Source organism: Lysinibacillus sp. JK80 (assembly GCF_027557635.1).
Lineage (GTDB): Bacteria > Bacillota > Bacilli > Bacillales_A > Planococcaceae > Lysinibacillus > Lysinibacillus capsici.
In genome coordinates, this window is record NZ_CP058997.1 from 673,782 (window position 1) to 700,709 (window position 26,928).

Here is a 26,928-nt window from a genome sequence, read left to right on the forward strand (position 1 = left end):
AGCTCAGGGTTACCTCCTGAGCTTTTTCTATGTACGTTAAAATAAGCCACTTGCCAGATAACATGCTGTTGCCCAAATAAAGACGGCGGAGCATTTATTAAATAGTCGCATCAATTTTCCAGAGCCGTCTAGTTTTTTGAACGAGGCGCCAGTCAATGTGAGACCGAAAAACCATAGCCAGGAAATGAACACACAAGCAACAGTGAACATTATTTGCTCGGTTCCACTATATTTTAATGCGCTTGTACCAATAACACCGATTGTATCTAAAATAGCATGTGGATTTAGAAGTGACACAGAGAGTGCGAAGAGAATTTGTTTTTTTATAGGCAATGCTTCGCTATTTTCAGTGTTTGCTGGATTTGAACGCCAAATGCTATAGCCCATGTAAAGTAAAAAGATGATACCAATAGTCATTAAAGTGATACGCAACCATTCAAACTGTAGAACAATTAATGACAGACCGAATACCGCAAGTAGAATAAGCAGTGTATCACAGATCGCAGCAGTCACACCTGCTGGCAAAGCGCGTAATAAACTTGGTTGTGTAGCACCTTGTGAAAAAACAAAAACATTTTGTACACCTAATGGCAAAATGAGTCCAAATGCTAAAATGATCCCATGAAGAAAAGCTTCCAATGACCATTCCTCCTTTCTTTACTTATTTTAGATATGGTATAACTAAAAGAAAACGACCAATTGGATGGTTTTTTATCCACCCAATTTCATTGCATGGAAGGAGAAGGAACATGAGCTGGCAGCCGAATAGACGAAGTGATAATACATTACAGCAGCAGATTGTACAGTGGATAACAGCCAATGTGGAGCGAGGAGACTGGGCAGCAGGGACAAAACTACCTACCCAAAGACAGCTAGCCATGCAGTTCGATGTGAATCGTAGCACAGTTCAGCAGGCTTTGGAGGAATTAAAAGCAATGGGCATTCTTGAAGCAAAGGTAGGCTCTGGTGTTTATGTTACGCACAATTCCTGGCATGCATTAATCCAACAAACACAGCCGAATTGGCAAACTTATATCGAAACAAGCATCCACAAGCCAAACTACCACACCATCCAATTAATTAACGAATACGAACAGCGCGAGGATGTAATTCGTTTAGGAACGGGAGAGCTAGCACCCAGTTTGTTGCCTACCGAGGAAATAGAAGCTTCACTGCGAGAGCTATCCTTTCAACCCAAAGCATTAGGCTACTCTTCGCCACAAGGTAATGATCAGCTTCGTAAAGCTATTTGTAAATATGTTCAAAAAAGAGGCATTCCTGCTGAGCCTCAAAACGTCTGTATTGTTTCAGGTGCACTTCAGGCACTACAATTAATTGCTGTTGGCTTATTAGAGCAAGGGTCTATTGTGTTTCAGGAGCCAACCTCCTATTTAAATTCTGTTCACCCTTTTCAGTCAGTTGGCATGCAAATGATTAGTATTGAACGTGATGTACAGCTTGCTCAAACATTAGCGCAAAGGAAACGAAAGAAACAAGCCGTGTTTTATGCCATTCCTACTTTACATAATCCAACAGGTCATGTATGGACAACACGAGAAAAAGAACAGCTATATGAAGCTTGTCAGGCATCACGGATTCCGATTGTAGAAGATGATGTTTATCATGAATTGCTTTTTGAAGAGGCATCACCGCCGCTTAAGGCCATGGATAATAGTGGACAAGTTCTTTATATTGGCAGCGTCTCTAAAACCTTAAGCCCAGGGTTACGCATTGGCTGGCTCATCGGTCCAACCACTGTGATTGAGCGATTAGCCGATATAAAAATGCAAACAGACTATGGCTCAAGTGCCATTTCTCAGGAAATTGTCCTACATTGGCTGCAATCAGGAAAATATGAAAAGCATCTCGCAGGATTACGTCAACAATTACAGGAGCGAGCCAATTTTACGGAACAGCTTTTAAAGGAGAAGTTTACAGATGTGGCGAATTGGAGCAAACCAAGGGGAGGCTTTTATATTTGGTTCAAGTTTCATGAGCCGCTTGTAGATAAAGACTTCTTTATGAAGCTGTTGCAGCGGCAAGTATTAATCAATCCAGGCTATATCTACGATCCACAAGATCATCATCATATTCGTCTATCCTACGCCTATGCAACCTATGAAGAATTACAGGAAGGCTTACAAATTCTACATGAATGTGCGGTGGAGGCTATTGGACGAAAGAGTAAGTAAGGACTTACCCTGAAGTTAGGAAAACGAGAGAAGGTTGCTCTAAAAGTGATCAAAGAAGTGAGAAACCCGCTCTAAAGTGGTTGAGAAACGATCAAACAAGTAAGGAATCCGCTCCAAAGTAGATGAGAAGTGATCAAACAACTGAAGAACCCGCTCGAAAATTAGCGAAAAGTGATCAATGTAGCAAGCTCCTCTCAATAAAGTATCTATGCTTAGTCAGCCAACCCACTGCCAGAAAAGAAAGTGAATAATCCAAGCTGTGTATCCATACATTTTAGAAGAATAGAAGTATTTTATTTTGATTACAAACATAAAGAGGTGAACGATTGGAAAATTTGCCACCGGGTTATTTTCAGGTGCCTCAGCCTATTCGAGGTGATGGGGCTGGAGGGGTGGATAAGGGGCCACGGGATATTATGAGGGATTTAGAAAATCCTGATATGCTAGTGCCACCAACGACTGATGCGGGTTTGATTCCTAATTTACGATTCTCGTTTTCAGACACGCATATGACCTTAAATCAAGGTGGGTGGTCACGGGAAATTACGGTTCGTGAATTACCGATTGCTACGACTTTGGCGGGTGTGAACATGAGTTTGACACCAGGAGGCGTACGTGAGCTGCACTGGCATCAACAGGCAGAGTGGTCTTATATGCTGCTTGGCCATGCTCGCATTACAGCCGTCGATCAGAATGGTTGTAACTTTATAGCGGATGTGGGACCTGGTGATTTATGGTATTTTCCACCTGGCATTCCTCATTCCATTCAAGGACTTGAGGATGGCTGTGAATTCTTATTAGTATTTGATGATGGGCATTTCTCAGATCTGAACACACTGTCAATTTCAGATTGGTTTGCTCATACGCCAAAAGAAGTGTTATCAGCGAATTTTGGGGTTCCTATTCATGCTTTCGATCACATCCCGAGTGAACAGGTATATATTTATCAGGATCGGGTTCCGGGGCCAATTGATTCTCAGAAAGTGCAATCTCCATATGGTGAGGTTCCGCAAACCTTTAAACATCGTTTGTTGGCACAGCCTCCATTAAAAACACCTGGAGGCAGTGTGCGCATTGTCGATTCGACTAATTTTCCAATTTCTAAAAATATCGCGGCTGCACTGGTGGAAATTGAGCCAGGGGCGATGCGGGAGTTGCATTGGCATCCTAACAACGATGAATGGCAATATTATCTGCAAGGAAAAGGCCGTATGACAGTTTTCACAGGGAATGGAACGGCTCGAACATTTGATTATCGGGCGGGAGATGTTGGCTATGTCCCATTTGCGACGGGGCATTATATTGAAAATACTGGAACAGAGCCATTATGGTTTTTAGAAATGTTTAAAAGTGATCGATTCCAGGATGTGTCCTTAAATCAATGGATGGCGTTAACGCCGACAGAATTGGTGCGAAGTAATTTACAGGTCGGTCCTGAGCTGCTTGAGGCTCTCAGAAAAGAAAAATGGCCGGTTGTAAAATATCCTGGTTTTTCCTATTATCCGAAATAATTAAAGCAGGTGGGAAGTTCTCCACCTGCTTTTTGTTTAATATTGATATTTTTTGCGTGTCATTAGCAAAATAGCGATGGCTGGTATTGTACAAATGAGCATGGCTGCGAAGGACAGACCTGGTGATATTTCGTATAAATAGCCACCTAAAAATGTAAGGATGGCAGTACTTAAGCCCATAGCTAATGCAGAGTATAAACCTTGTGCATTGGGGATTTGTTCCTTTGGTAGCGCTTTTGTTAAGTAGCGAATAAAGGCAAAATGGGCTAATGCAAAGGATAATGCGTGCAAGGTTTGAGAAGCGATAAATACCCAGACATTTGGGAACAAAAAGATAAGTAACCAACGTAGGGAAGAGCCGCTCGCTGCTAAGAGTAATAAGGATGATGAGCGCCATTTCGTCAATAACGTATCAGCCTTCATAAAGTAAAGAATTTCGCAAATAACAGCGATATTAATAATCATACCCATATAGAATGGATCAACCTGTAAATCTTCTAAATAAATATAACCGTAGCTATAATAGGAGGCATGTGCACCCTGTAGCAAGATCACGATGAATAAAACAATCGGGAAGCCTTTGATAGTCCATAGTGTTTTCATCGACAATGATTTTGCACGCTGTTCTTTTGTTGGTACTACGAGTAATTCCTTTGGTGTTGCTAATTGTTGCATAAGTAACATGCCCACCAACCCTATAATCATGCTCCAGAAGATGATGTTCTTTCCAAAAACGCCTGTCAGCATACTAATAATTAAAACAGCGATGACAAAGCCAAATGAACCATAGGAACGGCTTTTACCATAATGAATATTGCCATACTGCACAAGCGTAGCGGCACTGCTTTCCACAGCAGGTAATAGTGCTGGGTAAAAAACACTAAATAAAATGGTCACGATTAATAATGCTGTAAAGCCTGTGCTTGGAATATAGAGCAAGGCAGTTAGCAACGAGCCTATTGCTAAAATTGTAATGAGTCGTTTATTGTGTACGTATTTTGCAAGTGTTGGGAAGAAGAAGAGATTGGATGTGGCACGAGCTAGGAGCCCACAGCCCATCACGACACTTGCCTGCGAGACGGTTAGATGTTTCGCATCCACCAGCCAACCTGTCCAGTAGGGTAAGAAAATGCCCCAAGTGATAAAAAATGTAAAGAAATTCTGAGAAAGCCATCGTTGATTGTTCATATAATTTCCGTACCTCCATTAACTATGTTGAATAATAGCATGTTCATCGCTACAATAATGTGAGATATCTCATATTTTTTATAGGAGAGAGTAAAAAATGCATATTTTAACAGCTGAAGCCCGTACCCATTATCTTGAAAAATATCCGATCGATGATTTTTTCTCATTTGATATCAATCCCTATTTAGAAGTCCGCCAGTTTGACAAGGGGGAGTGGATCTTCCAGGAAGGCTCCTTTCCAGACACCGTGTATTACATGATAGAAGGAAAGGCGAAGCTCTATATGACACATAAAAATGGCAAGGTATCTCTTATTGAATACCTAGAGGCTCCTCTTTTTATGGGGGAAATTGAATTGTTAAATGAGGCTAGGTATACAAAGGGGATACAAACCGTCACCAAAACAATTTGCTATTCGATTACACAGTCATGTAAGGAGAAGTTACTTGTGGATGCTTTGTTTTTACGTAGACTTTGTGTATTTTTAGGGGAAAAAGCGACAAAAATGACATCTAAATATACACAAAATCAGGCCTATCCGCTGGAAAATCGCTTAGCAGCCTTTATCCAATTATCAGCCGACCAAGGTGTCTACAAGGAAAAACATACGGAAATCTGCGAATATTTAGGGGTCTCTTATCGCCATTTACTATATGTCTTGGCACAGTTTTGTGATGAAAGGATATTGGAAAAGCGTAAGACAGGCTACCAAATTATTGATAAAAATCGTCTCGCACAACTGGCACAGGAAGTACTATGAAAACAACCATTCCATAAAGGTTGCCTATTAGTGCAGATCAGCTGAGGGAATTAATTCAATTTTATAAGTTATAAATTAAAAAGGATTTGACTTCTTTAAATGAAGTCAAATCCTTTTTTGTTGTATTCACTTTTTTTAATTAACCAGCGAGCGATATCCTTACCACTATGGTAAAAGTCCACTTCATTTACCTTGTTTTTTTGGATGGAGAGGTCAGGGGTGTTTTCTAAAACGTCAAAAGGTAAAACACCGATACATAAATGATTATTTGTTGGAAAATCTCCTTGTTGCTTACTGCCACTTTGTATCGATTCACTATGCTTGTTCATTGAGTTTTGTGTCATATGGAATGCAAGTAGTTCTCCTTGTGCCAATGCTGTCCTTGATGAGTAACCAGTACTTTTCATTCAACATGCCCCCTTTTGTCGTTATAGTTATTGTACAAGACTAAGTGGGAAAATAGCCGTTATTTACAAGGCTTTTACAATAACTTTAAGGTTCATGGAAAATTTAGTGATTTGTAACCGTATTCATACCATTATGGGATAAAAACCATAGAAAACTGATATAAATTCTTTTTAAAAAACTCATACTCAAACTATTGTGAATTTTTCTAACACGAAGTATTATTGTAATTAGATTTAACGTGAAAGTTTTCACAAAGTCGCGAAATCGTTAGGAGGAATTTTTAATGAGTGCAATTCGAGTAGGTATTGTAGGATATGGAAATTTAGGACGTGGTGTGGAGTATGCCATTTCACAAAATCCAGATATGGAATTAGTAGCAGTGTTCACACGACGTGATCCTTCAACAGTAAACGTAGCAAGCAATGCAAGCGTATATTTAGTAGATGACGCTGAAAAATTCCAAAACGACATTGATGTTATGATTTTATGTGGTGGTTCTGCAACAGATTTACCAGAGCAAGGTCCACATTTTGCACAATGGTTTAATACAATTGATAGCTTCGATACACATGCGAAAATTCCTGAATTTTTCGATGCTGTAGATGCAGCGGCACAAAAATCTGGTAAAGTATCTGTTATCTCAGTTGGTTGGGATCCAGGTCTATTCTCTTTAAATCGTCTACTTGGAGAATCGGTATTACCAGTTGGTACAACATATACATTCTGGGGCGATGGCCTAAGTCAAGGACATTCAGATGCTGTTCGTCGTATTGAAGGCGTAAAAAATGCTGTTCAATACACATTACCGATTAAAGAAGCGGTAGAACGAGTTCGTAACGGTGAAAACCCTGAACTAACAACACGTGAAAAACATGCACGTGAATGTTGGGTTGTATTAGAAGATGGTGCAGATGCAACAAAGGTTGAACAAGAAATTGTCACAATGCCTAACTATTTCGATGAATATGACACAACAGTGAACTTCATTTCTGAAGATGAATTTAAAGCAAATCATACTGGTATGCCACATGGTGGTTTTGTCATTCGCAGTGGTGACAGTGGTGCAAACGATAAACAAATTCTCGAATTCTCATTAAAACTGGACAGTAATCCAAACTTTACATCTAGCGTATTAGTGGCTTATGCACGTGCAGCACACCGTTTAAGTCAAGCGGGTGATAAAGGTGCGAAAACAGTATTTGATATCCCATTAAGCCTACTTTCGCCAAAATCAGCTGCTGAATTACGTAAAGAATTACTATAAACGTAGCTAATGATCCCGATTATCATTGAGTTGATAATCGGGAATTTTTTTAAGCCTAATTTTTTCCTAAAAATAATGCTTCCTTTATAGCAAGAATAGCCTTTCTAGTTGCCACTGTTAAATTTTCTTTCATAAATGGTACTAAGTCTTTTGGAATTGCAATAACCACATATCCATACTTCACTCAAATTCCTTCGCTCGGTAAAGCAGTTCCATTATAATCGGAACTCGTATAATCTCTATATTTAAAGGCGGTTCATTTAGCCACTTTCCTTCTAAATTTTAGTAATATAACAGGATACTAAAATTGGGAAGAAAATACCAACTAAATTCTACTTCCATCCCTCAAACAAAAAATGGGGATAAAATCTATAAAAATACATAAAAAATATGGTAAACTGTCAATAATTTAATAATCTGAATTTTTGTAGAAATTTTTGTAACCTTACAAAATATGGAGGTTATGTTTATATGACAGCAGATATTATTATTCAATCAAAATGTATGGCCCCCAATCCATCCACGCATTGTATTAATAGAGCAACACTAATGCGAACGCTAAAGAAAAGTCATCATCATACTTGTACTTTCTTGCATAGTGGAGCAGGGTACGGTAAAACAACCATTCTAACTCAATTTCTTGCAACCGAATCAAGTACGTTTTCTTGGTATAGTATTTCTGATGAAGATGATAATTTATTACCCTTTTTGAGGCACCTCTTTTTTAGTATACAGCGCGTCGTACCGAATTTTGGTCATACATTTGATGGGTGGAACCAATTATCGCGCTTTCCAAAAATGGATGAGCTCAATCGATGGTATAAGCTTTTTGTCAATTGCCTCTGCGATATAGACGAGCCTCTTCTCATCGTGATTGACGATTTTCACCTAGTAGATCATGTTTTTCCTATTAATTATTTCATGGAAAAAATCATTGAATTTGCTCCACCCAGCATTCATTTTATTTTGGCTTCCAGAACACTACCCAATTGGGATATTATGAGGAAATTAAAGCTACAAAAAAGATGGCTCGTTATAAAAGAGGACGAACTGGCATTTTCAACTGAGGAGATTGCAGTGTTTTTTGAAGAATATGTAGATGTACATTTATCCGAGGCTGAAATGAAAAAAGTATTAGAGATCACTGAAGGCTGGGCCATTAGCATTTCCTTATTGGCAGAGCAATGGCATCATGCTTCGCTAGATCATTGGCTGACGATTCCCACAAATGAGCTATTCACATATTTATCAGAGGAAGTTTATAGTAGGATGACTGCTACTGAGCAGGAGACGATCTTAAAATTAGCGATTTTTCCTACCTTTTCTGCGGAGCTATTGAAAGCGTTTTATGGCGCTGAGATTGCGCAAATGCTGAATGTATTAACTCAGCGTCATTTATTTATCCAACCTGTGACAACAGATGGCTTCTATCGTTTTCATGCATTGTTTAGTCGATTTTTAGAAATGAAATGGCGACAGTATCCAACACAACATGCGGACCTTCATAAACAAGCAGCATTGTATTATGTAGAACTTCAAAATATTCAAGCTGTCCTGTATCATGCCTTTAAAACGAATGATCATCATTTTTGCGGAGAGCTCCTACAGCTTCATGCAGAATCAATCGTACGGGCTGGTCAATTTGAATGGTTGCTCGAAAAAATCAATCGATTTAGTGCACAGGAAAAAGATAAATTTTATAAATTAAATTATTTTGAGGGTGAATGTCATCGCTACCGAGCTTATTATGAGAAAGCGAAACAATCCTATGAAAAATGTGCAATCCTCGCACAGCAGCAGCGGGATCACCTATTTATGACAAAGTCTCAAGCTGGGATAGCCCATATTTACTTAGACACCATTCAACCTGCTTTAGCAGAGCCATATCTCGAGAAAGCATTAGAGCTAGCGAAACATACACCATTGCGCAAAGAGGAATTACTAGAACTTCAACGGCAATACGCTGAAAATTTAGTGAATCTAGGGAAGGCCAAGGGTGCACAGCTCTTTATGGAGGACGTCGCATTGCCAGAGGATGTCATACAGCGAGCAAATGTTGATGTACGTGTTTTACTACGAACAGGACAACTACGGGAGGCCAAGGAGTTATTAGCGCAGCGTCTTGAATTACCGCCTCAGCTTGTTGCAACCCATCGAGAAAGTGAACTGCTGGCAGCTTTCGTTTATGCACTGTTAGGTCAAGGCAAAGAAGCCTGGTATGCTGCCCAGCATGGTATTCGAAGAGGATTAAAAGAGAAGTCTATTTTCATAGAGGCGGTTGGCTATATCAGAAAGGCTCATGCTCTGCTGTTAATGGATTTCCCAGATCATTATGGGGCATGTCAAGCCTATGAAAAAGCGTTGACCCTCATGAATGCCATTAATATTTCTCGTGTGAAGGCGGAGCCATATATGGGTTTAGCCATTGTCAAACATTTGTTAGGAGATATGGTAGCGGCTAAGAAATACTTAGCACTGGGCTTACAGGAAACGGAGCAAGTTCAAGATGCTTGGATGACAGCGCTTATTCTTTTAGCAGAAGTAAAAATAATACTTTCTGAGCAAGAAATAGGGCGAGCGAAGCAATTATTAAAGAAGACACAGCAACTATTTCAGGAGTGCGGTGATCGCAATGGCTTGATGCATGTCTTATTTTATCAATCAATGATTGCCCTGAAAGAGTGTAATAAGAAGCCGTTTCAACAGTATTTTCAACAGTTTGCACAACTATGTGTCTCAAATGGCTATGAATACTTCTTACAAAGGCCAACGATACTTGGTCCGAGCAATCGAATGGTTTTTTACGAGCTATTGCAATTTAGTCAAAAATGCCAGATGGAGCATCCAGCTATATTAGCATTGCAAAATCATTTTCAGGTCGAGGATAGTATTAGTTATCCGCATGATGAAATACAGATAAATCTTTTCGGGAGTTTAAATTTAATTCGTACACAACGAAAGCTAGAAGACAAAGAATGGCAACGTGATAAATCAAAGGAATTATTCGTATATCTCTATTGCCATCGCCATCGCTTTACACCAAAGGAAGAAATAGCACAGGCATTATGGCCAGATCGTAGTGTCGAGTCCTTGGATCGTGATTTTAAGGTGGTGTTAAATACGTTACTTAAAGTGTTGGAGCCGCAACGACATGCAAGACAAGAGAGCTTTTTCATTCAGCGGAAAAATAATATGTATCAGTTACAAAATATTGCTTTTCTCCAAATTGATGTTGAACGTTTTCACTATTATTACAGCTTAGGAATCGACGAATTTGATCCACAGCTGTCCAATGAGTGGCTCTTATTAGCGGAAGCGAGCTATATGGATGCGCTCTATGCGGAAAAAAAGCAAATCGACTGGCTAACGCAGGACCGTGAAAAGCTACAATTTTTATATATCGAAGTCTTAGAACGACTAGCACAAAATGCAACAAGACAACAGCAATATAAAAAAGCCATTTTTTTCGCAGAAAAGATGCTACGCGAGGATGCACTCTGGGAAGAAGCGTATCGCCTGCTCATGTACAGCCACTACCAGCTCCATAATCGTTCTCTTGCCTTAAAATGGTATGAAAAATGTGTCCAGCAATTACAACAAGAGCTTAACACAACCCCGATGGAATCCACCATGACGGTCTATGACTTGATAATGGGGTAATTGGTGTTGTTATTAAGGCTAGGTGAAGTGATTTTGTATTGGATGGGCTTGCTCAAGTGTGGGGAAGTGCTCCATTGATTGTGGGAATGCTCATTCATATGTGGAAACCCGCTCCAACTGAGAGTAGAGCCGCTCCTAAGTAATGTGAAAACACTCCAACAGAGGAGGTGCCCCCTCCTAGTCAAAGCACTCATTCTATGAGGAACTCACTCATAAACTATGTCAATCCGCTCCAACAGTGGGGTAGTCAATACTATAAAAATGTAACCTATTTGGAGGAACAACAATGCCATTTTGTCAGACAAGTAAAGCGAATATTTACTACGAAATAATTGGAACAGGGATACCTATCATCATGCTACATGGTTTTTCTCCTGATCATCGTTTGATGAAGGGCTGTATGGAGCCTGTTTTTAAAGAGCGTGAAGGGTGGAAACGTATTTATCTGGATCTTCCGGGAATGGGAAAAACAACAGACTATTCATCAATTCAAAACTCGGATGAAATGCTAGAAGCGATTATCGAAATGATACACACAATCATTCCACAAGAATCGTACTTGTTGGTTGGTGAATCTTATGGTGGCTATTTAGCGCGCGGTATTATGAGGAAATCAGTGGATCAACTTTTAGGTACTGCCTTTATTTGCCCTCTCATCATTCCTGAAAAAGAACAACGTACGGTGCCACCGCATTGTATTGTACAAGCAGACACCGCTTTTTTATCAACATTAAGTCAGCAGGAGCAAGATGATTTTATGGCTAATCAAGTTGTCTTAGATGCCTATAATTGGGAGCGCTATTCAACAGAGGTGTTGGCAGGGTGTAATCTAGCAGATCAGGCATTTTTAGAAAAAATTCAGCAAAGCTACGGATTTTCCTTTGCCGTTGACGAAAGGTCCTTTGATAAGCCAAGTCTCTTTTTGCTTGGTAAACAAGATTCTGTGGTTGGCTATAAGGACGCGTTTTCACTTCTAGAGAAGTTTCCCAGAGCAAGCTTTGCCATTTTAGATAGAGCAGGCCACAATTTGCAGATCGAGCAACCTGAATTGTTTACCGAGCTGATGAGTGAATGGTTGAAGCGTGTAGAGGGAGCGATGGATTAAAGTGATACTTGCAAATGATAAATTATTTTTAAGAGAATTCAGGCAGCAAGACTGGGTTGATGTGCATAAATATGCCTCTCAGGAGGTTGTTTGTAGGTATCAAACATGGGGACCGAATTCAGAAGAGGATACAAAAGAATTCATTCAGGATGCTCTCGAAGAAGCAACACAAACACCAAGGGAACGATATGTTTTTGCTATTATTCATCAAGAAACATTAATAGGTGCGGTAGAAATGATGATCAGGGATTTTGTAAATGAAGTCGGGGAAATTGGCTATATCGTGAACCCTGATTATTGGGGTAAGGGAATAGCAACGCAGAGTGCTAAATTGATGATGACTTTCGGCTTTGAAACATTAAAGCTCCATCGTATTTATGCAACCTGCGACCCTCGAAATATTGGATCATCCAAAGTATTAGAGAAAATAGGAATGTCAAAGGAAGGAATATTACGTGAAAACATGCTAATGAAAGATGGCGTTTGGCGAGATTCATTATTGTATAGTATGTTGAAACAGGAATGGTTATCATGAAGCGTATGATTAAAAGTCATCTTATTTAGGGGTATAAAGCTATGCAGAAGGAAAAGAGCAATAAGAATCCGATGTATCACTGCAATTAAATGCAGTAGGGAATGAGAAAAAAATTATAAGAAAAATAGATGTGGACTCTAAAAAGCAAGAATGTTGATTTCTAAACATTCTTGCTTTTTGTTTTAAGAAATGTTGTTTAGTTGCCATTCTGCTTCGCTCCATTTTCGGGACAGAGCTAGGTGGCTTATATTTGAGCCAGCTAGCTTGTAACTAATTTGTAACTGGACTTTTATATAGTGTTGTCATAGCAAGAAAGCGCTTTCTAGGGAGCTTATTTTGAAGGGGGATATGGGATGAGGAAGCAGTGGTATTGGTTTCTTTTAGTGATGTTGGCTGTGGTGTTGGTGGCTTGTAATGGGGATACGAAAGAGGGTGCAACGGAAGCGGATTCTTCTGATGGGGAGACGAAGGCGGTTACTGCGGAAGGCGGCACAATTAAGATTGGTGTGCTTGCATCGTTAACTGGGGCGCTTGAGTCATATGGGAAGCAGACGCAGCGAGGATTTGATTTAGGAATTGAGTATGCAACAGGCGGCACGATGGAGGTCAATGGTAAGAAAATAGAAATTGTATATGAGGATACCGAAACAAAGCCCGAGGTGGCTGTACAAAAAGCGACAAAGCTTTTAGAAGATGATCAGGTTGATTTTTTAGTCGGCTCTTCAAGCTCGGGTGATACGCTTGCTGTTCTACCGCTTGCCGAGGAGTATGAAAAAATTATGGTGGTAGAGCCTGCAGTGGCTGACAGTATTACAGGTTCAGAGTTCAATGAGTATATTTTCCGAACAGGTCGTAATTCATCACAGGATGCCTATGCGGCAGCAGCGGCTATTGCAGGCAAAGGTGTGAAGATTGCTACATTTGCGCCAGATTATTCGTTTGGCTGGGATGGTGTGAATGCCTTTAAAACGGCAGCGGAGAAATTAGGGGCTGAAATTGTACTAGAGGAGTATGCAGATCCTGCTGCAACAGATTTTACTTCCAATTTGCAAAAAGTGATTGATGCGAAGCCAGACTATTTGTTTGTGGTTTGGGCGGGGGCAAATTCACCATGGAATCAAATTGCAGATCTTAAAATTCAAGAAAAGGGCATTAAAATTTCGACGGGTGCGCCGGATATTATTGCGCTTCAATTTATGAACCCATTGGTTGGGATGGAGGGCTTCTCGGTGTATTATCATACACTTCCTCAAAATGATGTCAATGAATGGTTAGTAGATGAACATCAAAAACGTTTCAATGAAGTGCCCGACTTATTTACTCCTGGCGGCATGTCTGCGGCGATTGCTATTGTGGAGGCATTGAAACAATCGGATGGGGATGCAGACGCCAACAAGTTAATCGACGTTATGGAAGGTATGTCCTTTGAAACACCAAAAGGGACAATGACATTCCGTGAAGAGGATCACCAGGCTCTACAATCCATGTATTCGATTCGCTTAGAGCAACAAGATGGTGTGGATTATCCAGTACCAGTACTTATTCGGGAGCTTAGTCCTGAAGAGACAGCACCGCCCGTTATGAATTAAAGAATTGAGAGGCAGCATAGCTGTCTCTCTACATAAATGTGAGAAGGAAGGGAGTAGAGAATGGAGCCTATATTATATACAGATAATTTAACAATTCGTTTTGGGGGACATACGGCTGTAGATGGCGTTAATTTTCAAATGCCTGAGAAGCATTTAAAGTCCATTATTGGGCCGAATGGTGCTGGGAAAACAACCTTCTTTAATTTGATTAGTGGTGAGCTAAAGCCAACTGCGGGTGATGTTTATTTTAAAGGGCAATCACTTGCACAAAAGTCGGCCATTGAAAGAACTCGAATGGGATTGGGACGATCTTTTCAGATTACCAATGTTTTTCCAAACTTAACGGTTCTCGAAAATGTTCGTTTAGCCGTTCAATCCAAGGAGAGAATTCGTTATCAGCTATTCCGCCATTACAAAAGCTATCAGGCGATTACGGACAAAGCGGAGGAGTTATTGGCACTTGTGTTACTCGACAATAAACGAGATGCCCTGACAACAATGCTATCCCATGGAGAGAAAAGAAAGCTTGAGATTGCCATGCTACTCGCGTTAGATACAGAAATTCTACTGCTCGATGAACCCACTGCAGGGATGTCATTAGAGGAAGTACCTACGATTTTAGAAATTATTCGAAGCATAAAACAGCAGGGGGATAAAACCATTTTGCTCATTGAACACAAAATGGATATGATTTTGGATTTATCGGATTCTATTATGGTGTTGTTCAATGGTCAGCTATTAGCAGATGGCTCACCAGAGGAAATTATGAATAATGATACTGTGCAACATGCATATTTAGGAGGGCTGTACGATGACCACCTTACTGACATTGAATGAGGTTCACACGCACATTGGTCAATATCATATTTTGCAGGGCGTTAATTTTGAAGCGAAGGAGGGGCAGGTGACTGTACTGCTCGGACGCAATGGCGCAGGGAAAACGACCACCCTGAAAACAATAATGGGTTTAACGCCTGCAACAAAGGGTGACATTGCCTTTCGCTCCCAATCGATTAAAAAAAGTCCTACCTATAAGGTGGCGAAATTAGGAATCGGCTATGTACCTGAAAATCAAGGGATTTTTGCAGATTTAACGGTAGAGGAAAACATGAAGGTAGCGATGCGCAAGGAGGATACAGCCACATTAGAGCGACAGCAATATGTGCTAGAGCTGTTTCCTGATTTAAAGAAGTTTTGGAAAAAGGCTGGTGGGCATTTATCGGGTGGTCAAAAGCAAATGCTGTCCATGGCAAGAGCCTTTATCAATGATAGCCAATTAATATTGATAGATGAGCCTTCCAAGGGACTTGCTCCGATAGTTGTGGAAAAAGTGATGGAAGCCATTGTGGAAATGAAAAAGAAAACGTCCATTGTTCTAGTGGAGCAAAACTTTATAATGGCTAGTCGAATTGGTGATACCTATACATTAATCGATGATGGTAGAACAGTAAATTCGGGCAATATGCAGGATTTGATTTATGATGAAGAGCTAAAACGCAAGTATCTTGGCATTGGATAGAGGGGGGTGACTATCATTGGAGTTATTCGTCAATTTAATCATTAATGGCTTGGCCACTGGGATGTTAATTTTTCTGCTAGCAGCTGGTTTGACATTAATTTTCGGTTTAATGGATGTATTGAATTTTGCGCATGGTGGGCTCTTTGTTTGGGGGGCCTATGCGGGCATCTTTACCTATATGTTGACAGAAAGTTTTATCGTTGGGATTATAGGCGCGATTGTGACTGGAGCGTTGCTTGGACTGCTGACAGAGAAATTCATTATTACGCCTGTTTACGGCAATCATATTCAGCAAATTTTAATTACCTTAGGGCTGATGCTCGTTTTGCAGGAGCTTATTAAGGTGGTCTTTGGACCAAATGGGGTGGCAGTAAAAACACCAAGTTATTTAGCAGGAAGCTGGGAAATTGGTGATGTGATCATCATTAAATATCGTTTATTTATTATTGTCATAGGGTTTGTGATTTTTGGTATTTTCCAATACATGCTGAAGCGCACGAAGATTGGCTTGATCGTTCGGGCTGGGGTGCAGGATAAGGAAATGGCGCAGGCTCTCGGTATTCATATTAAGCGTGTATTTTTATACGTCTTTATGGTGGGCGCTGCTCTGGCGGCACTTAGTGGAATGTTGATGGCTCCCTATTCAGGTGTGATTTATGCGGAAATGGGCATGGAGTATGCCATTTTAGGCTTTATTGTTGTGGTAATTGGCGGTATGGGTAGTTTTTCTGGCTCCCTGCTTGCAGCGATTTTAGTTGGGCTAGCAGGTAGCTTTATGGCTTATTATGTCCCTGTGCTGTCACTGGCAGTCAATATGATTTTAATGGCCATCGTTTTAATTTTCCGTCCTCAGGGGCTGTTTGCGATGCGAAAGGAGCGGACATCATGAACAACAAAATATCTTTACGCGCTTTCGCTTTTTTCCTGTTACTTGTCATTTTTATTATCCTTCCTTTTGTCAATGATTCAAGGACACTACTTATTTTACTAACACAAATCTTTATTTTTGGGATATTGGCAATGAGTTATGATATTTTACTAGGCTATACAGGCATCGTCTCCTTTGGGCACGCCATGTTCTTCGGCATTGGTGCCTACACAACAGCAGTCATGCTTAAGCAGATGGATCACACACTCTTGATCTTTGTACTGTCCATCGTGATTGGTATGATACTAGCAGGCTTCATTAGCTTTTTAGTAGGTTTATTAACCTTACGCTTAAAAAGTCATTTTTTTGCGATGCTGACGCTAGCCTTTTCGGGGTTATTTTTAGTCTTAGCTGAAAAGTGGCGCTCTGTTACGTATGGCAATGATGGCTTTACATTCAGAGCACCTGATCTATTTAGAGATCGAATGACCTTCTATTTCTTTGTGCTAGCAAGCTTGGTTGTCATCTTTTTGGCGCTCTACCGCTTTGTTAATTCACCAACAGGCCGTATTTTAATTGCCGTTCGTGAAAATGAACAGCGGACGAAATCATTAGGCTTTAATACGTTGCACTATAAAGTCATTGCCTCAGTTGTGGCAGGCATTGTAGCAAGTTTTGCTGGCTCCTTATATGCAGTGTCATTGCGCTTCGTTAACACGAGTGTGATGGCCATGGATATTACGCTGGATGCATTGTTAATGACGATTATCGGTGGGGTTGGTACTTTAGTGGGGCCGTTATTAGGCTCGGCGGTCATTGAATATGCGCAACATGCACTGTCAGGGCTTGCACGAGATTATCCTATTTTCGAACGTTGGATTATCTTCTTCGGGATTCTCTATATTTTAGCCGTTATCTTCTTCCCAAAAGGTATTATTGGCTCATTAAGATTGCTCTTTTGGAAGTGGCGAGGAAGGCTAAAGCAACGAAAAACGACAGGTCCCTTGCCTCAGGAAAAGGAGCGATTTGAATGACAGTTGGTATTGTTAGTACAGGTATTTATCTACCTCAACAGAAGATGGCGTCGCAGGAAATTGCGGCTCTTTCCAATATTCCTGAGGCCATTATCCGTCAAAAAATGGGCATTCATGAAAAGCCAATTCCTGATAAGTCTGATCATACCGTGCAAATGGGTATATGGGCAGCACAGGAGGCGATTCAAAAAGCGAATATAGACCCTAAGGATATTGATGTTGTCATCTATATGGGGGAGGAACATAAGGAATATCCACTCTGGACAGCCTCCATTAAAATGCAGGAGGAGCTTGGTGCTGTGAATGCATGGGCATTTGATGTGCAATTACGCTGCGGCACTACAATCATGGCGTTGAAAGTGGCGAAAAGCCTAATGGCCTCAGATGACACGATACGAACCATTCTGTTAGCAGGTGGTTATCGCAATGTTGATTTTATCGATTATAGCAATCCACGAACGCGCTTTATGTACAATTTAGCGGCTGGTGGAGGGGCCATGTTATTACAAAAAAACTATGAAAAAAATTTGCTACTAGAGGCAGATATTATAACGGATGGTTCTTTCTCAGAGGATGTAGTCGTGCCAGTCGGGGGAACGAAAAATCCATTAACCCCAACCCTTTTAACCGAAAATTTATATAAGCTTGACGTTTTGGACCCCATTGGGATGAAGGAGCGGCTAGAACAAAAATCTTTAAGCAATTTTTTGAAGGTCATTCGCAGTTCTTTAGCGAAAAGTGGATACAGTGAGGAACAGCTCAATTATTTAGCGATGCTGCATATGAAACGATCTGCACATGATTATATTTTAGCAGAGCTTGGCTTACAGCAGGAGCAGTCTATTTATTTGCAAGACTATGGACATATTGGTCAGATCGATCAAATATTGTCCCTACAGCTAGCACAGGAGCAAAACCAAATTCAAGCAGGCGATATTGTGATGCTTGTTAGTGCTGGCATTGGCTATGTATGGGGAGCTATCACAATACGTTGGGGATAAGGGGGAAATGGCATGGTAAAAACGATTCAACTAGCGAATGGAGAAACAATGGCCTATCGCAAGCGATCAGGTGGAGGTCATCCTTTAGTGTTGGTACATGGCAATATGACATCTTCTAAGCATTGGGATATTCTGATGGATGCTTTAGACGAGAAATACACCATTTACGCGATAGATTTACGTGGTTTTGGTGAATCATCCTATCTTAAGCCAATCACTGCTATTAAAGATTTTAGTGATGATGTCAAACTATTTGTGGATGCACTGCAACTGCAAAGCTTTGATATGATTGGCTGGTCAACAGGTGGAGCTGTCTGTATGCAGTTTGTAGCAAATTATCCAGGACACTGTCAACGACTAATTTTACTTGCGTCTGCTTCTACACGTGGTTATCCATTTTACACGGATTTAGGAACAGGCAATCCAGCCTCCTTTAAGCGAGCCTATCATTATGAGGAGGTATTAGTGGATACATCCAAAACAAAGCTTATTCAAGGCTTCTACGATGAAAAAAATGCGGAGGGCTTACAGTCTATATGGAATGCATTAATTTATACGCATCATCGACCAAACGAGGGAAAATATCAAGAATATGTAGAGGATATGCTTACACAGCGCAATTTAGCAGAAGTATATCATGCACTCAATACATTTAATATAAGCGCTGTTGACAATGAGGTGGCAAAAGGCTCTCGGGAGGCCATGTTGCTTCATATCCCAATTTTAGTGCTCCGAGGGGATCGTGATTTGGTGATTACAGAGGAAATGAATGCAGAGATATTACATGATTTAGGCAAAACAGCACAGTTTGTAAGCCTAAAAGATTGTGGGCATTCGCCTTTGGTCGATGATTTAGCACAATTGACAGCTGAAATTGAAGCCTTTTTAGAAATTGGAGGAAGACAGTATGCGTTTGAACAATAAAGTGGCTATCATTACAGGCGCTGCAAACGGTATTGGCTATGCGGCTGCTGAGCGTTTTATCGAGGAGGGGGCATGGGTATTTATCGCCGATTATGACGATAAAGCAGGCATTCTAGCAGCACAACAACTAGGCGAAAATGCTGTATTTATACAAGTAGATGTTGCAAGTAGAGAGAGCGTTAATCAGCTGGTGACGGCAGTGATCGAACAGGCAGGACGGATTGATATTTTAGTGAATAATGCGGGGATTACAAGAGACGCGATGCTGACAAAAATGACGGAGGATCAATTTCAGCAGGTACTAGATGTCAATTTGACAGGTGTCTTCCATTGTACACAGGAGGTCATTCCCTATATGGTGGCAGCAGGTGGAGGCAAAATTATAAATACATCCTCAGTTAGTGGAGTATATGGCAATGTTGGTCAAACCAATTATGCAGCGACAAAAGCAGCGATTGTAGGTATGACAAAAACATGGGCGAAGGAATTAGGGCGTAAGGGGATTAATGTTAATGCAGTGGCACCTGGCTTTACAGAAACAGATATGGTCAAAAAAATGCCTGAAAATATTTTGGCTCAAATGCGATCAATCGTCCCCCTACAACGCCTAGGGACACCACGTGATATTGCCAATGCCTATTTATTTTTAGCATCTGATGAGGCCTCCTATGTTCATGGGCATACTCTGCATGTGGATGGCGCAATTATGATGTGATAGGGGGTAGTCAAGATGTTTGTTGAGCAAGAATGGATTTTAAAACGTGCAGCTTTAACACCTCACCACATCGCCTTAATTAATTTAACATCAAAGGAACAATGGACCTACCAGCAATTATCTGAGGAAATCGGCAAATGGAGTCAATTTTTCGAACGGCAGCAGCTACAAAAGGGAAGTAGAGTCGCTGTTTTTGCGAAAAATCATATCCAATTGTTTGCTGTTTTATTTGCCTGTGGGCTACGTGGGCTCATTTATGTACCGTTAAATTGGCGCTTAAGCAAGGAGGAGCTAACACAAATTTTGGAGGATGCGACTCCTGCTATCCTATTATACGAAGAGGATAGTCATTGTCCCTTAGTTTTAGAAAAAATGTTTTCACTTCATGTTAGCCAGCATGAGAAGGAGATACAACCAAGTAGGCAAGACGTGGATGTGGATGATCCATGGTTAATGATTTATACAGGAGGCACGACGGGTCAGCCAAAGGGGGTAGTGTTATCCTTTCAGTCGGTCAATTGGAATGCCATGAATACTATTATTAGCTGGGGTTTACATGCTCAAGATCGGACATTAAATTATATGCCGATGTTTCATACTGGTGGCTTAAATGCTTTATGCATTCCCTTACTGATGGCGGGAGGAACCGTCATTATTGGCGATAAATTTGATGCAGAAGAGGCACTAAAAGCAACGAACCAATATCAAACGACAATTTCTCTTTTTGTGCCAACAATGTATCAAGCAATGATTGCTACGAAGTATTTTCAGGAAAATCAATTTCCTTCCATGAAGGTATTTTTATCTGGCGGTGCCCCGTGCCCTCATCCTATTTACGATGCTTTTTATAATAAGGGATTATTTTTTAAAGAGGGATATGGTTTAACAGAAGCAGGACCCAATAATTTTTATATTGACCGAGAGCGTGCCTATGCAAAAAAGGGTGCTGTCGGGAAAAGCATGCAATTCAATGAAGCTAAAATCATCAGTCATACAGGAAAAAGTTGTGCACCTGGAGAAGTAGGAGAGCTATTGGTAAGAGGGAAGCATATGTTTCGCTTTTACTGGAATAACAAGCAAGAAACTGCCAATATCCTGCAAGATGGCTGGTTGAAAACAGGGGATTTAGCGATGATGGATGCGGAAGGCGATTTTTATATTGTTGGGCGTAGAAAAGAAATGATAATTTCAGGTGGTGAAAATATCTATCCTCAGGAAGTAGAACAATGTCTACTACGGCATCCAGATGTGCGGGAGGTGGCCGTGATTGGTGTAGGTGATGACTATTGGGGTGAGATCGTGACAGCTTTTATTGTTTGTCCCCACCAAGTAGCCTCTCTATTAGATGATCTTAATGAGCTATGTCATCAACAATTAGGACGTTATAAGATTCCAAAACAAATGATTTTCTTAGACGAACTACCGAAAACAAGCGTTGGTAAAATCGATAAAAAGGCATTGTATAGGCTTGTTGACTCATCTATCTGTTAAGTATGATGAGAAGGAAGAAACGCACGTCTTTCTAAATCCGAAATAAGAGAGGGACACATAAATGGCCCACGCATTAGTTATTGGTGGAACAGGGATGTTGGCTGACACATCCCTTTGGTTAGTGAATGATGGCTACCATGTCTCAGTAATTGGACGTAGTGCCCATCGAATGGAAGATTTGCGAAATAGAACAACCAAACCTGCCCTTCTAACGCCGATTTTAGTTGATTATTGTAATATAGCCTTATTAAAAGAGAAGCTAGAAGAAACGCTCGAGCATAACGGGCCCATTGAATTGGTCGTTGCTTGGATTCATTCCTATGCGGACACTACATTAGAGAACATCTCCAATGTAATTTCAATAGAGAATAATGGGGAATGGAAACTGTTTCATGTGTTGGGGAGTAAGGCGAATTTAAGTGAAGTCCAAGAGAAATTGAAGCTCCCTGCTCGTTCGCAATACAGGCAAATCCAGCTAGGTTTTATGATGGAAGAAGGTCATGCGAGATGGCTTACGCATGAGGAAATATCGCAAGGTGTCGTTGCTGCTATTCAACAGGATCAACCTATCCATATCGTCGGGACGCTACAACCTTGGGAAAAGCGACCATTATAAACTAACTAACCTTCGTCTAACTAGATGGACGAAGGTTTTTACTTATCTCCATTATCAGTTTGTTGTAGATGTCTACATAATTGTGAGGGATAGTTAGGTTTGTGTGAAAAACGTCAGGATCAAGCAACTTTCTTCTCCTTACCTTTTACTTAGTATAACAAAATCATTTCCATATAACTTATCCTTATTTACTCACATCTCTTCCCATCAGACCGACATATCAGTAAAATAGAGTAGGTTAGGGGGATTACATGTGAAAGATCAACGCTTTAAAATAGCGCATCGAGAGGCGCTTATCGGAATTGGACTCGTCCTTGTCAACTTTGCGATTTGGTTTGGCTTTGCCTATGGATTAGGTTCAGGAGATCCAAGAAATTATACGTATGTATTTGGTTTTCCTGCCTGGTTTTTCTATAGCTGTATCGCTGGGACAGGCTTTATGATCCTTCTTATCTGGATTGTGATGAAACTCTTTTTCAAAGAGGTACCATTCGATGATGAGGAGGTGGATCACTAATGCATTGGCAAGTTGTATTTCCATTGCTATTATTTTTAATTATTATTTTTGGAATCGGTATTTGGGCCAATAAGCATGTCCGCTCCTCTAATTCATTCCTGCAGGAGTATTTCCTAGGTGGTCGTGAAATGGGTGGTTTTATCCTTGCAATGACGATGATTGCTACATATGGCAGTGCGAGTAGTTTTATCGGAGGACCGGGTGTAGCCTATACAAAAGGACTTGGGTGGGTATTACTGGCAATGGCTCAGCTACCAGCAGGTTATTTTGTACTCATGATTTTAGGGAAAAAATTCGCCATTATTGCTCGTCGTTACCAGGCCATTACGTTAATCGACTTTTTACGTGAACGCTACAAAAGCCATGTCATTGTTATTTTATCAGCCATTAGCATCATTGTTTTCTTATTTTCGGCTATGATGGCTCAATGGGTTGGGGGTGCACGCTTAATTGAGTCATTAACTGGCTTAAGCTACACAGCAGCACTGTTTATTTTTGCGATTTCCGTGTTAGTATATGTGATTATCGGAGGCTTCCGTGCGGTTGCACTTACAGATACGGTCCAAGGTTCAATTATGGTGATTGGTACAATTATTTTATTAATCGGCACCATTGTGGCAGGTGGAGGCATCGACAATATAATGGCCTCACTGGTCGCTGAAAATCCTGACTTTGTGTCACCATTTGGCGCACAAGGAGATTTAACGCCTCTGTATGTCTCAACATTTTGGATTCTCATTGGTGTAGGGGTTGTAGGACTTCCGCAAATTGCGGTTCGTGCGATGAGCTATAAGGATTCCAAAAGTATGCATCAAGCAATTCTTATTGGCACGATTGCCATAGGGACAATCATGTTTGGCATGCATTTAATTGGGGTGTTAGCCCGACCTGTCTTACCGGGCATTGAGATTGGTGATAAAGTCATGCCGCTCCTGACATTGAAGGTATTACCGCCATTTTTAGCAGGAATCGTTTTAGCTGCACCAATGGCTGCGACAATGTCTACGGTTAATGCTTTACTAATGCTTGTCAGCTCTACAGTTGTCAAAGATATCTATTTAAATTATATGAAGCCGAAAGCTAGTGATGCAGAGATAAAGCGTGCAAGCTTTATTGTAACAACAGTCATTGGCCTAGCCGTTGTCATCTTTGCACTCAATCCACCTGATTTATTAGTGTGGTTGAACTTATTTGCCTTCGGTGGACTAGAGGCTGTCTTTATTTGGACAGTCGTTTTAGGATTGTATTGGAAAAAAGCGAATAAATACGGAGCGATTGCGTCAATGATTTCAGGCATGTTGTTGTATATTATGATTGATCGGTTTTATCCTTCTGTCTTTGGTATGCATACAGTCACGATACCAATTGTCGCATCCTTCTTTATTTTTGTGATTGTCAGTTTGTCCACTAGTCATAAATTTAAAAACGAAAAGCTTATGATTTAACGCCAAAACGCCACAGATTTCAAATTCTGTGGCGTTTATTTTAATGCATCATAAAATCATAGGCATTTTTCGCAAGTAATGTCATTGTAACGACAATAAATAGCGTGCGGACAAAGCCACTTCCTTTCTTGATTGCCATCCGTGAGCCAAGCATAGCCCCACCAATTTGCGCAATGCCCATGACTAGACCATAAACATAATGAATTTGACCTAAGTAAGCAAACATACAAACACCAGCCACATTACTCGCCAAATTTAAAAACTTCGCATTACCAGCCGCCTTTAAAAAATCAAAGCCTACCAGTAAGAAGCTAAAGATTAAAAACGACCCTGTCCCAGGCCCAAGAAATCCATCATAAAAACCAATAGCAAATAATAGCAGCATAAATAAAAACAAATGTTTTTTAGATAGATTTTTTACGGTAGAGACGGCACCCCAATCCTTTTTAAAGATCGTATATACCCCAACAGCCGCCAGCATAACAAGCATTAATGGCTTTAGTAATGCTGGATTAATCAGATGCACAGTCCAAGCACCACATAATGATCCGATAAATGCTAGTGGAAAATATTTGAGGACAGAGCGAATGTCCAGCTGGCCAGAACGATAGAAAGAAATAGAGGAAGTGAGTGAGCCCATGGCTCCTGCTAGTTTGTTCGTGGCAACAGCAGCGGCTGGATTGAGCCCAACAAATAGTAAGGCTGGTAGTGAAATTAAACCGCCCCCTCCCACTACTGAGTCAACAAAAGCCGCCAGAAATCCAAAAGAAATTAATAATATTAGAATATGTACATCGATTTCAAACAACATATGACACCTCTTTAAATTTAGTTACTACTGAAATAGTAACTAAATTTATTTGCGCTGTAAACCCCATTTTTTCATTGGCAAATCTTCACATTGGTAGCCTATAATAAAGATAATGGAGGGATTACATGGAGGAATTAATCACCCAGCTGAAAGAAATGGGTTTTACAGAATATGAAGCAAAGGCCTATACGGCACTTGTTCAGCAAAGTCATGTCAGTGCTTATCAGGTTAGTAAAAATTCTGGCATACCACGTGCAAGAGTGTATGATATTTTAAATATCCTTGTAGAAAAGGGCATCGTGTTAAAAGAAGAGACCGCAGAACAAACGACCTATTCGGCAATGCCTGTGTCTGTGTTCTTACAGCAAATGCAACAGCGCTGGGAGTCGAATTTTACGTCTATAAGCGGGAAATTAGAGAAATTAGAGGAAAAAGTACAGGAAGCTGAGCCTAAAGTGGTCATGCTGAAGGGCAAGGAATCCATTATCAACTATTGTCAGTCACTTCTAAAGAAGGCGAAGAAAAAAGTGATGCTGTCGATGTGGGAAGATATGTATGATGCCTTACGTGAAGATTTGCAAGAGGTGGCGCTGCATGTTCCTGTTCATGGCATTACGTTGTATGTAGGAGAGCATCTCGCCTCAATTGACCAGCATAGAGCCACACATTATACAAAAAAAGCGTCTACACCGCATTGGTTTATCTTATCGATAGATGGTCAGGAAATGATTTATGGTCATTCTCCATCTACCCAAGAGACGGCCTTTATCACCAATGATCCGGTTCATATTTATTTGTTAGAGGATTATATATGGCATGATGTGCTCATCAATCGGTTAGTAAAACGTGATGATCAGGAGTTAGAAGACTGGATTGCTAAGGAGCGTAAAGCTTTTTTCTTAGAATAGTCGTATAAGGAAGGGGAGGAACTTGAAAAAATTCGTGTTGCTAGGTTTAATGAGCCTACTAATGCTAGGAGCCTGTAATGCTACACCACCTACCGATCCACCAACGATTCATGAGCTAACGGTTGTCCCAGATAATGTCCAGAAAAATATCGTTTCTAATGACAGAATACAACTATTGCATGAAAAGGATGCTCCATATTACCTTGTTTATTATTCAAAAGGGAATGTATTGGCAAGTATTACAGCTGAGGGAAATAGGCTTATTATCCAGTTAGAAGAAGGCAGCGAGCAAAGGAAAGAGGCTCAACCCTATGTTTTTAAAATCACCGTCAAGAATCCTGAGCTGGATACCATTGATTTGCGAATAAACGGTCAGAGTACGCCAATTGATCGTATGACCATTATGTGATAAAAGAAACCGAAATCCCTTTAGAAATGAGATTTCGGTTTCTTTACGTGATGTCTAATAAAAGACTTTGTCTACGTTATATTTAGAGCGGAAAGTATTAATCGCATATGTTTCGTAAATTTCACGTTCCATTGGATCTTCTACTTCATAGACTTCAATTTTGAACACTTCATCACGATGGTTTTTCATCGGAGATACATTATCCTCGAAATGTTTTTTAATACGTTGACGAATTTTACGTGCTTTCCCAACAAACAATAGCTCATTCTTGTCATTATAGAATAAGAAAATGCCGCCTTTATCACGTGTGATTTTATGGAAGTCAATAAAACCGAAGTAAGGTGTGATTGGCACATCACCTGGTTTTAAATCTTGTTCACGTTGACGGATTACTAGATCTGGTTTTGGAAATTCAATTTTAATCAAACTATTCACGTTCCTCTCCCTTACTAAAAGTA

General features: G+C 40.4%; 27 protein-coding genes. 21 read left to right on the forward strand and 6 right to left on the reverse strand.

All coding sequences use genetic code 11. The features are described from left to right. Positions 1-36: 36 nt before the first annotated feature. The gene (locus tag HXV90_RS03540; RefSeq protein WP_054550253.1) at positions 37-639 is read right to left on the reverse strand and encodes a LysE/ArgO family amino acid transporter; all 603 of its coding nucleotides are present in this window, start codon (positions 637-639) and stop codon (positions 37-39) included. A gap of 110 nt (positions 640-749) precedes the next feature. Here HXV90_RS03540 and HXV90_RS03545 point away from each other — a divergent pair, with 110 nt between their 5' ends. Both HXV90_RS03545 and HXV90_RS03550 read left to right on the forward strand, forming a co-directional pair. Then, complete coding sequence (locus tag HXV90_RS03545; protein WP_269898404.1) at positions 750-2,192, forward strand: aminotransferase-like domain-containing protein; 1,443 nt, start codon at positions 750-752, stop codon at positions 2,190-2,192. A gap of 326 nt (positions 2,193-2,518) precedes the next feature. After that, positions 2,519-3,703, forward strand: coding sequence for an oxalate decarboxylase family bicupin (locus tag HXV90_RS03550; protein WP_054550252.1), 1,185 nt, complete (start codon positions 2,519-2,521; stop codon positions 3,701-3,703). Positions 3,704-3,739: 36 nt separating this feature from the next. On the opposite strand, the gene HXV90_RS03555 is transcribed toward HXV90_RS03550, so the two are convergent. Continuing rightward, the gene (locus HXV90_RS03555) at positions 3,740-4,891 is read right to left on the reverse strand and encodes an MFS transporter (RefSeq protein ID WP_048393107.1); all 1,152 of its coding nucleotides are present in this window, start codon (positions 4,889-4,891) and stop codon (positions 3,740-3,742) included. 97 nt (positions 4,892-4,988) lie between these two features. Between HXV90_RS03555 and yeiL the strand changes: the two genes are divergently transcribed. Beyond that, positions 4,989-5,651, forward strand: a complete 663-nt coding sequence (yeiL, locus tag HXV90_RS03560) for a transcriptional regulator YeiL (protein ID WP_269898405.1) — start codon at positions 4,989-4,991, stop codon at positions 5,649-5,651. A 95-nt stretch (positions 5,652-5,746) separates the two neighbouring features. Here yeiL and HXV90_RS03565 read toward each other — a convergent pair whose 3' ends face one another. Next, on the reverse strand, positions 5,747-6,058 hold the full coding sequence (locus HXV90_RS03565; protein ID WP_066036665.1) for a hypothetical protein: 312 nt from the start codon (positions 6,056-6,058) through the stop codon (positions 5,747-5,749). A 284-nt stretch (positions 6,059-6,342) separates the two neighbouring features. On the opposite strand from HXV90_RS03565, the gene HXV90_RS03570 reads away from it, so the two are divergent. After that, on the forward strand, positions 6,343-7,323 hold the full coding sequence (locus HXV90_RS03570; RefSeq protein WP_269898406.1) for a diaminopimelate dehydrogenase: 981 nt from the start codon (positions 6,343-6,345) through the stop codon (positions 7,321-7,323). 55 nt (positions 7,324-7,378) lie between these two features. Here HXV90_RS03570 and HXV90_RS03575 read toward each other — a convergent pair whose 3' ends face one another. After that, complete coding sequence (locus HXV90_RS03575; RefSeq protein ID WP_269898407.1) at positions 7,379-7,507, reverse strand: hypothetical protein; 129 nt, start codon at positions 7,505-7,507, stop codon at positions 7,379-7,381. Positions 7,508-7,794: 287 nt separating this feature from the next. Here HXV90_RS03575 and HXV90_RS03580 point away from each other — a divergent pair, with 287 nt between their 5' ends. From HXV90_RS03580 to panF, 15 genes are all read left to right on the forward strand, one after another. After that, positions 7,795-10,983, forward strand: a complete 3,189-nt coding sequence (locus tag HXV90_RS03580) for a winged helix-turn-helix domain-containing protein (protein WP_269898408.1) — start codon at positions 7,795-7,797, stop codon at positions 10,981-10,983. A 286-nt stretch (positions 10,984-11,269) separates the two neighbouring features. Further along, on the forward strand, positions 11,270-12,088 hold the full coding sequence (locus HXV90_RS03585) for an alpha/beta fold hydrolase (protein ID WP_269898409.1): 819 nt from the start codon (positions 11,270-11,272) through the stop codon (positions 12,086-12,088). 1 nt (position 12,089) lies between these two features. Then, positions 12,090-12,623, forward strand: a complete 534-nt coding sequence (locus tag HXV90_RS03590; RefSeq protein ID WP_009371725.1) for a GNAT family N-acetyltransferase — start codon at positions 12,090-12,092, stop codon at positions 12,621-12,623. A gap of 353 nt (positions 12,624-12,976) precedes the next feature. Beyond that, positions 12,977-14,212: a substrate-binding domain-containing protein gene (locus HXV90_RS03595; protein WP_115673666.1), complete on the forward strand. Its 1,236-nt coding sequence runs from the start codon at positions 12,977-12,979 to the stop codon at positions 14,210-14,212. Positions 14,213-14,272: 60 nt separating this feature from the next. Continuing rightward, positions 14,273-15,049 (forward strand): ABC transporter ATP-binding protein, encoded by a 777-nt coding sequence (locus HXV90_RS03600; RefSeq protein ID WP_103118209.1) that lies wholly within the window; start codon positions 14,273-14,275, stop codon positions 15,047-15,049. Beyond that, positions 15,024-15,731, forward strand: a complete 708-nt coding sequence (locus HXV90_RS03605) for an ABC transporter ATP-binding protein (RefSeq protein WP_103118208.1) — start codon at positions 15,024-15,026, stop codon at positions 15,729-15,731. The genes HXV90_RS03600 and HXV90_RS03605 overlap by 26 nt, the downstream gene beginning before the upstream one ends. 16 nt (positions 15,732-15,747) lie before the next feature. After that, entirely contained in the window at positions 15,748-16,620 is an 873-nt protein-coding gene (locus HXV90_RS03610; RefSeq protein ID WP_269898410.1) for a branched-chain amino acid ABC transporter permease, read from the forward strand. Further along, a complete protein-coding gene (locus tag HXV90_RS03615) occupies positions 16,617-17,633 on the forward strand; it encodes a branched-chain amino acid ABC transporter permease (protein WP_048393091.1) in 1,017 nt (338 codons plus the stop codon). The genes HXV90_RS03610 and HXV90_RS03615 overlap by 4 nt, the downstream gene beginning before the upstream one ends. Beyond that, on the forward strand, positions 17,630-18,634 hold the full coding sequence (locus HXV90_RS03620) for a 3-oxoacyl-ACP synthase (protein ID WP_269898411.1): 1,005 nt from the start codon (positions 17,630-17,632) through the stop codon (positions 18,632-18,634). Before HXV90_RS03615 ends, HXV90_RS03620 begins: the two co-directional genes overlap by 4 nt. 12 nt (positions 18,635-18,646) lie before the next feature. Next, complete coding sequence (phaZ, locus tag HXV90_RS03625; RefSeq protein WP_269898412.1) at positions 18,647-19,558, forward strand: intracellular short-chain-length polyhydroxyalkanoate depolymerase; 912 nt, start codon at positions 18,647-18,649, stop codon at positions 19,556-19,558. After that, positions 19,542-20,273, forward strand: coding sequence for a 3-oxoacyl-ACP reductase FabG (gene fabG / locus HXV90_RS03630; RefSeq protein WP_048393085.1), 732 nt, complete (start codon positions 19,542-19,544; stop codon positions 20,271-20,273). Before phaZ ends, fabG begins: the two co-directional genes overlap by 17 nt. A 15-nt stretch (positions 20,274-20,288) precedes the next feature. Further along, positions 20,289-21,764, forward strand: a complete 1,476-nt coding sequence (locus tag HXV90_RS03635) for a class I adenylate-forming enzyme family protein (protein WP_269898413.1) — start codon at positions 20,289-20,291, stop codon at positions 21,762-21,764. 61 nt (positions 21,765-21,825) lie between these two features. Then, positions 21,826-22,380, forward strand: a complete 555-nt coding sequence (locus HXV90_RS03640; RefSeq protein WP_054550239.1) for a short-chain dehydrogenase — start codon at positions 21,826-21,828, stop codon at positions 22,378-22,380. 253 nt (positions 22,381-22,633) lie between these two features. After that, entirely contained in the window at positions 22,634-22,897 is a 264-nt protein-coding gene (locus HXV90_RS03645) for a YhdT family protein (RefSeq protein ID WP_259419482.1), read from the forward strand. Further along, entirely contained in the window at positions 22,897-24,342 is a 1,446-nt protein-coding gene (panF, locus tag HXV90_RS03650) for a sodium/pantothenate symporter (RefSeq protein WP_048393080.1), read from the forward strand. The genes HXV90_RS03645 and panF overlap by 1 nt, the downstream gene beginning before the upstream one ends. Positions 24,343-24,382: 40 nt before the next feature. Here panF and HXV90_RS03655 read toward each other — a convergent pair whose 3' ends face one another. Then, on the reverse strand, positions 24,383-25,153 hold the full coding sequence (locus HXV90_RS03655; protein WP_048393079.1) for a TSUP family transporter: 771 nt from the start codon (positions 25,151-25,153) through the stop codon (positions 24,383-24,385). Between the two features lie 125 nt (positions 25,154-25,278). Here HXV90_RS03655 and HXV90_RS03660 point away from each other — a divergent pair, with 125 nt between their 5' ends. Beyond that, positions 25,279-26,061, forward strand: a complete 783-nt coding sequence (locus tag HXV90_RS03660; RefSeq protein ID WP_054550238.1) for a TrmB family transcriptional regulator — start codon at positions 25,279-25,281, stop codon at positions 26,059-26,061. A 22-nt stretch (positions 26,062-26,083) separates the two neighbouring features. Beyond that, positions 26,084-26,470: a hypothetical protein gene (locus HXV90_RS03665; protein ID WP_269898414.1), complete on the forward strand. Its 387-nt coding sequence runs from the start codon at positions 26,084-26,086 to the stop codon at positions 26,468-26,470. A 54-nt stretch (positions 26,471-26,524) separates the two neighbouring features. Here the strand turns inward: HXV90_RS03665 and HXV90_RS03670 are convergent, their stop codons facing one another. After that, positions 26,525-26,896: a nucleotide excision repair endonuclease gene (locus HXV90_RS03670; RefSeq protein WP_004227912.1), complete on the reverse strand. Its 372-nt coding sequence runs from the start codon at positions 26,894-26,896 to the stop codon at positions 26,525-26,527. Positions 26,897-26,928: the final 32 nt, after the last annotated feature.

Excerpts from the sequence above, each read along its gene's own strand:
- HXV90_RS03545 (WP_269898404.1), top strand. The coding sequence starts at position 750 with ATGAGCTGGCAGCCGAATAGACGAAGTGATAATACATTACAGCAGCAG.
- HXV90_RS03555 (WP_048393107.1), bottom strand. The coding sequence starts at position 4,891 with ATGAACAATCAACGATGGCTTTCTCAGAATTTCTTTACATTTTTTATC.
- yeiL (WP_269898405.1), top strand. The coding sequence starts at position 4,989 with ATGCATATTTTAACAGCTGAAGCCCGTACCCATTATCTTGAAAAATAT.
- HXV90_RS03565 (WP_066036665.1), bottom strand. The coding sequence starts at position 6,058 with ATGAAAAGTACTGGTTACTCATCAAGGACAGCATTGGCACAAGGAGAA.
- HXV90_RS03570 (WP_269898406.1), top strand. The coding sequence starts at position 6,343 with ATGAGTGCAATTCGAGTAGGTATTGTAGGATATGGAAATTTAGGACGT.
- HXV90_RS03580 (WP_269898408.1), top strand. The coding sequence starts at position 7,795 with ATGACAGCAGATATTATTATTCAATCAAAATGTATGGCCCCCAATCCA.
- HXV90_RS03585 (WP_269898409.1), top strand. The coding sequence starts at position 11,270 with ATGCCATTTTGTCAGACAAGTAAAGCGAATATTTACTACGAAATAATT.
- HXV90_RS03595 (WP_115673666.1), top strand. The coding sequence starts at position 12,977 with ATGAGGAAGCAGTGGTATTGGTTTCTTTTAGTGATGTTGGCTGTGGTG.
- HXV90_RS03600 (WP_103118209.1), top strand. The coding sequence starts at position 14,273 with ATGGAGCCTATATTATATACAGATAATTTAACAATTCGTTTTGGGGGA.
- HXV90_RS03605 (WP_103118208.1), top strand. The coding sequence starts at position 15,024 with ATGACCACCTTACTGACATTGAATGAGGTTCACACGCACATTGGTCAA.
- HXV90_RS03615 (WP_048393091.1), top strand. The coding sequence starts at position 16,617 with ATGAACAACAAAATATCTTTACGCGCTTTCGCTTTTTTCCTGTTACTT.
- HXV90_RS03620 (WP_269898411.1), top strand. The coding sequence starts at position 17,630 with ATGACAGTTGGTATTGTTAGTACAGGTATTTATCTACCTCAACAGAAG.
- phaZ (WP_269898412.1), top strand. The coding sequence starts at position 18,647 with ATGGTAAAAACGATTCAACTAGCGAATGGAGAAACAATGGCCTATCGC.
- fabG (WP_048393085.1), top strand. The coding sequence starts at position 19,542 with ATGCGTTTGAACAATAAAGTGGCTATCATTACAGGCGCTGCAAACGGT.
- HXV90_RS03635 (WP_269898413.1), top strand. The coding sequence starts at position 20,289 with ATGTTTGTTGAGCAAGAATGGATTTTAAAACGTGCAGCTTTAACACCT.
- HXV90_RS03640 (WP_054550239.1), top strand. The coding sequence starts at position 21,826 with ATGGCCCACGCATTAGTTATTGGTGGAACAGGGATGTTGGCTGACACA.
- panF (WP_048393080.1), top strand. The coding sequence starts at position 22,897 with ATGCATTGGCAAGTTGTATTTCCATTGCTATTATTTTTAATTATTATT.
- HXV90_RS03655 (WP_048393079.1), bottom strand. The coding sequence starts at position 25,153 with ATGTTGTTTGAAATCGATGTACATATTCTAATATTATTAATTTCTTTT.
- HXV90_RS03660 (WP_054550238.1), top strand. The coding sequence starts at position 25,279 with ATGGAGGAATTAATCACCCAGCTGAAAGAAATGGGTTTTACAGAATAT.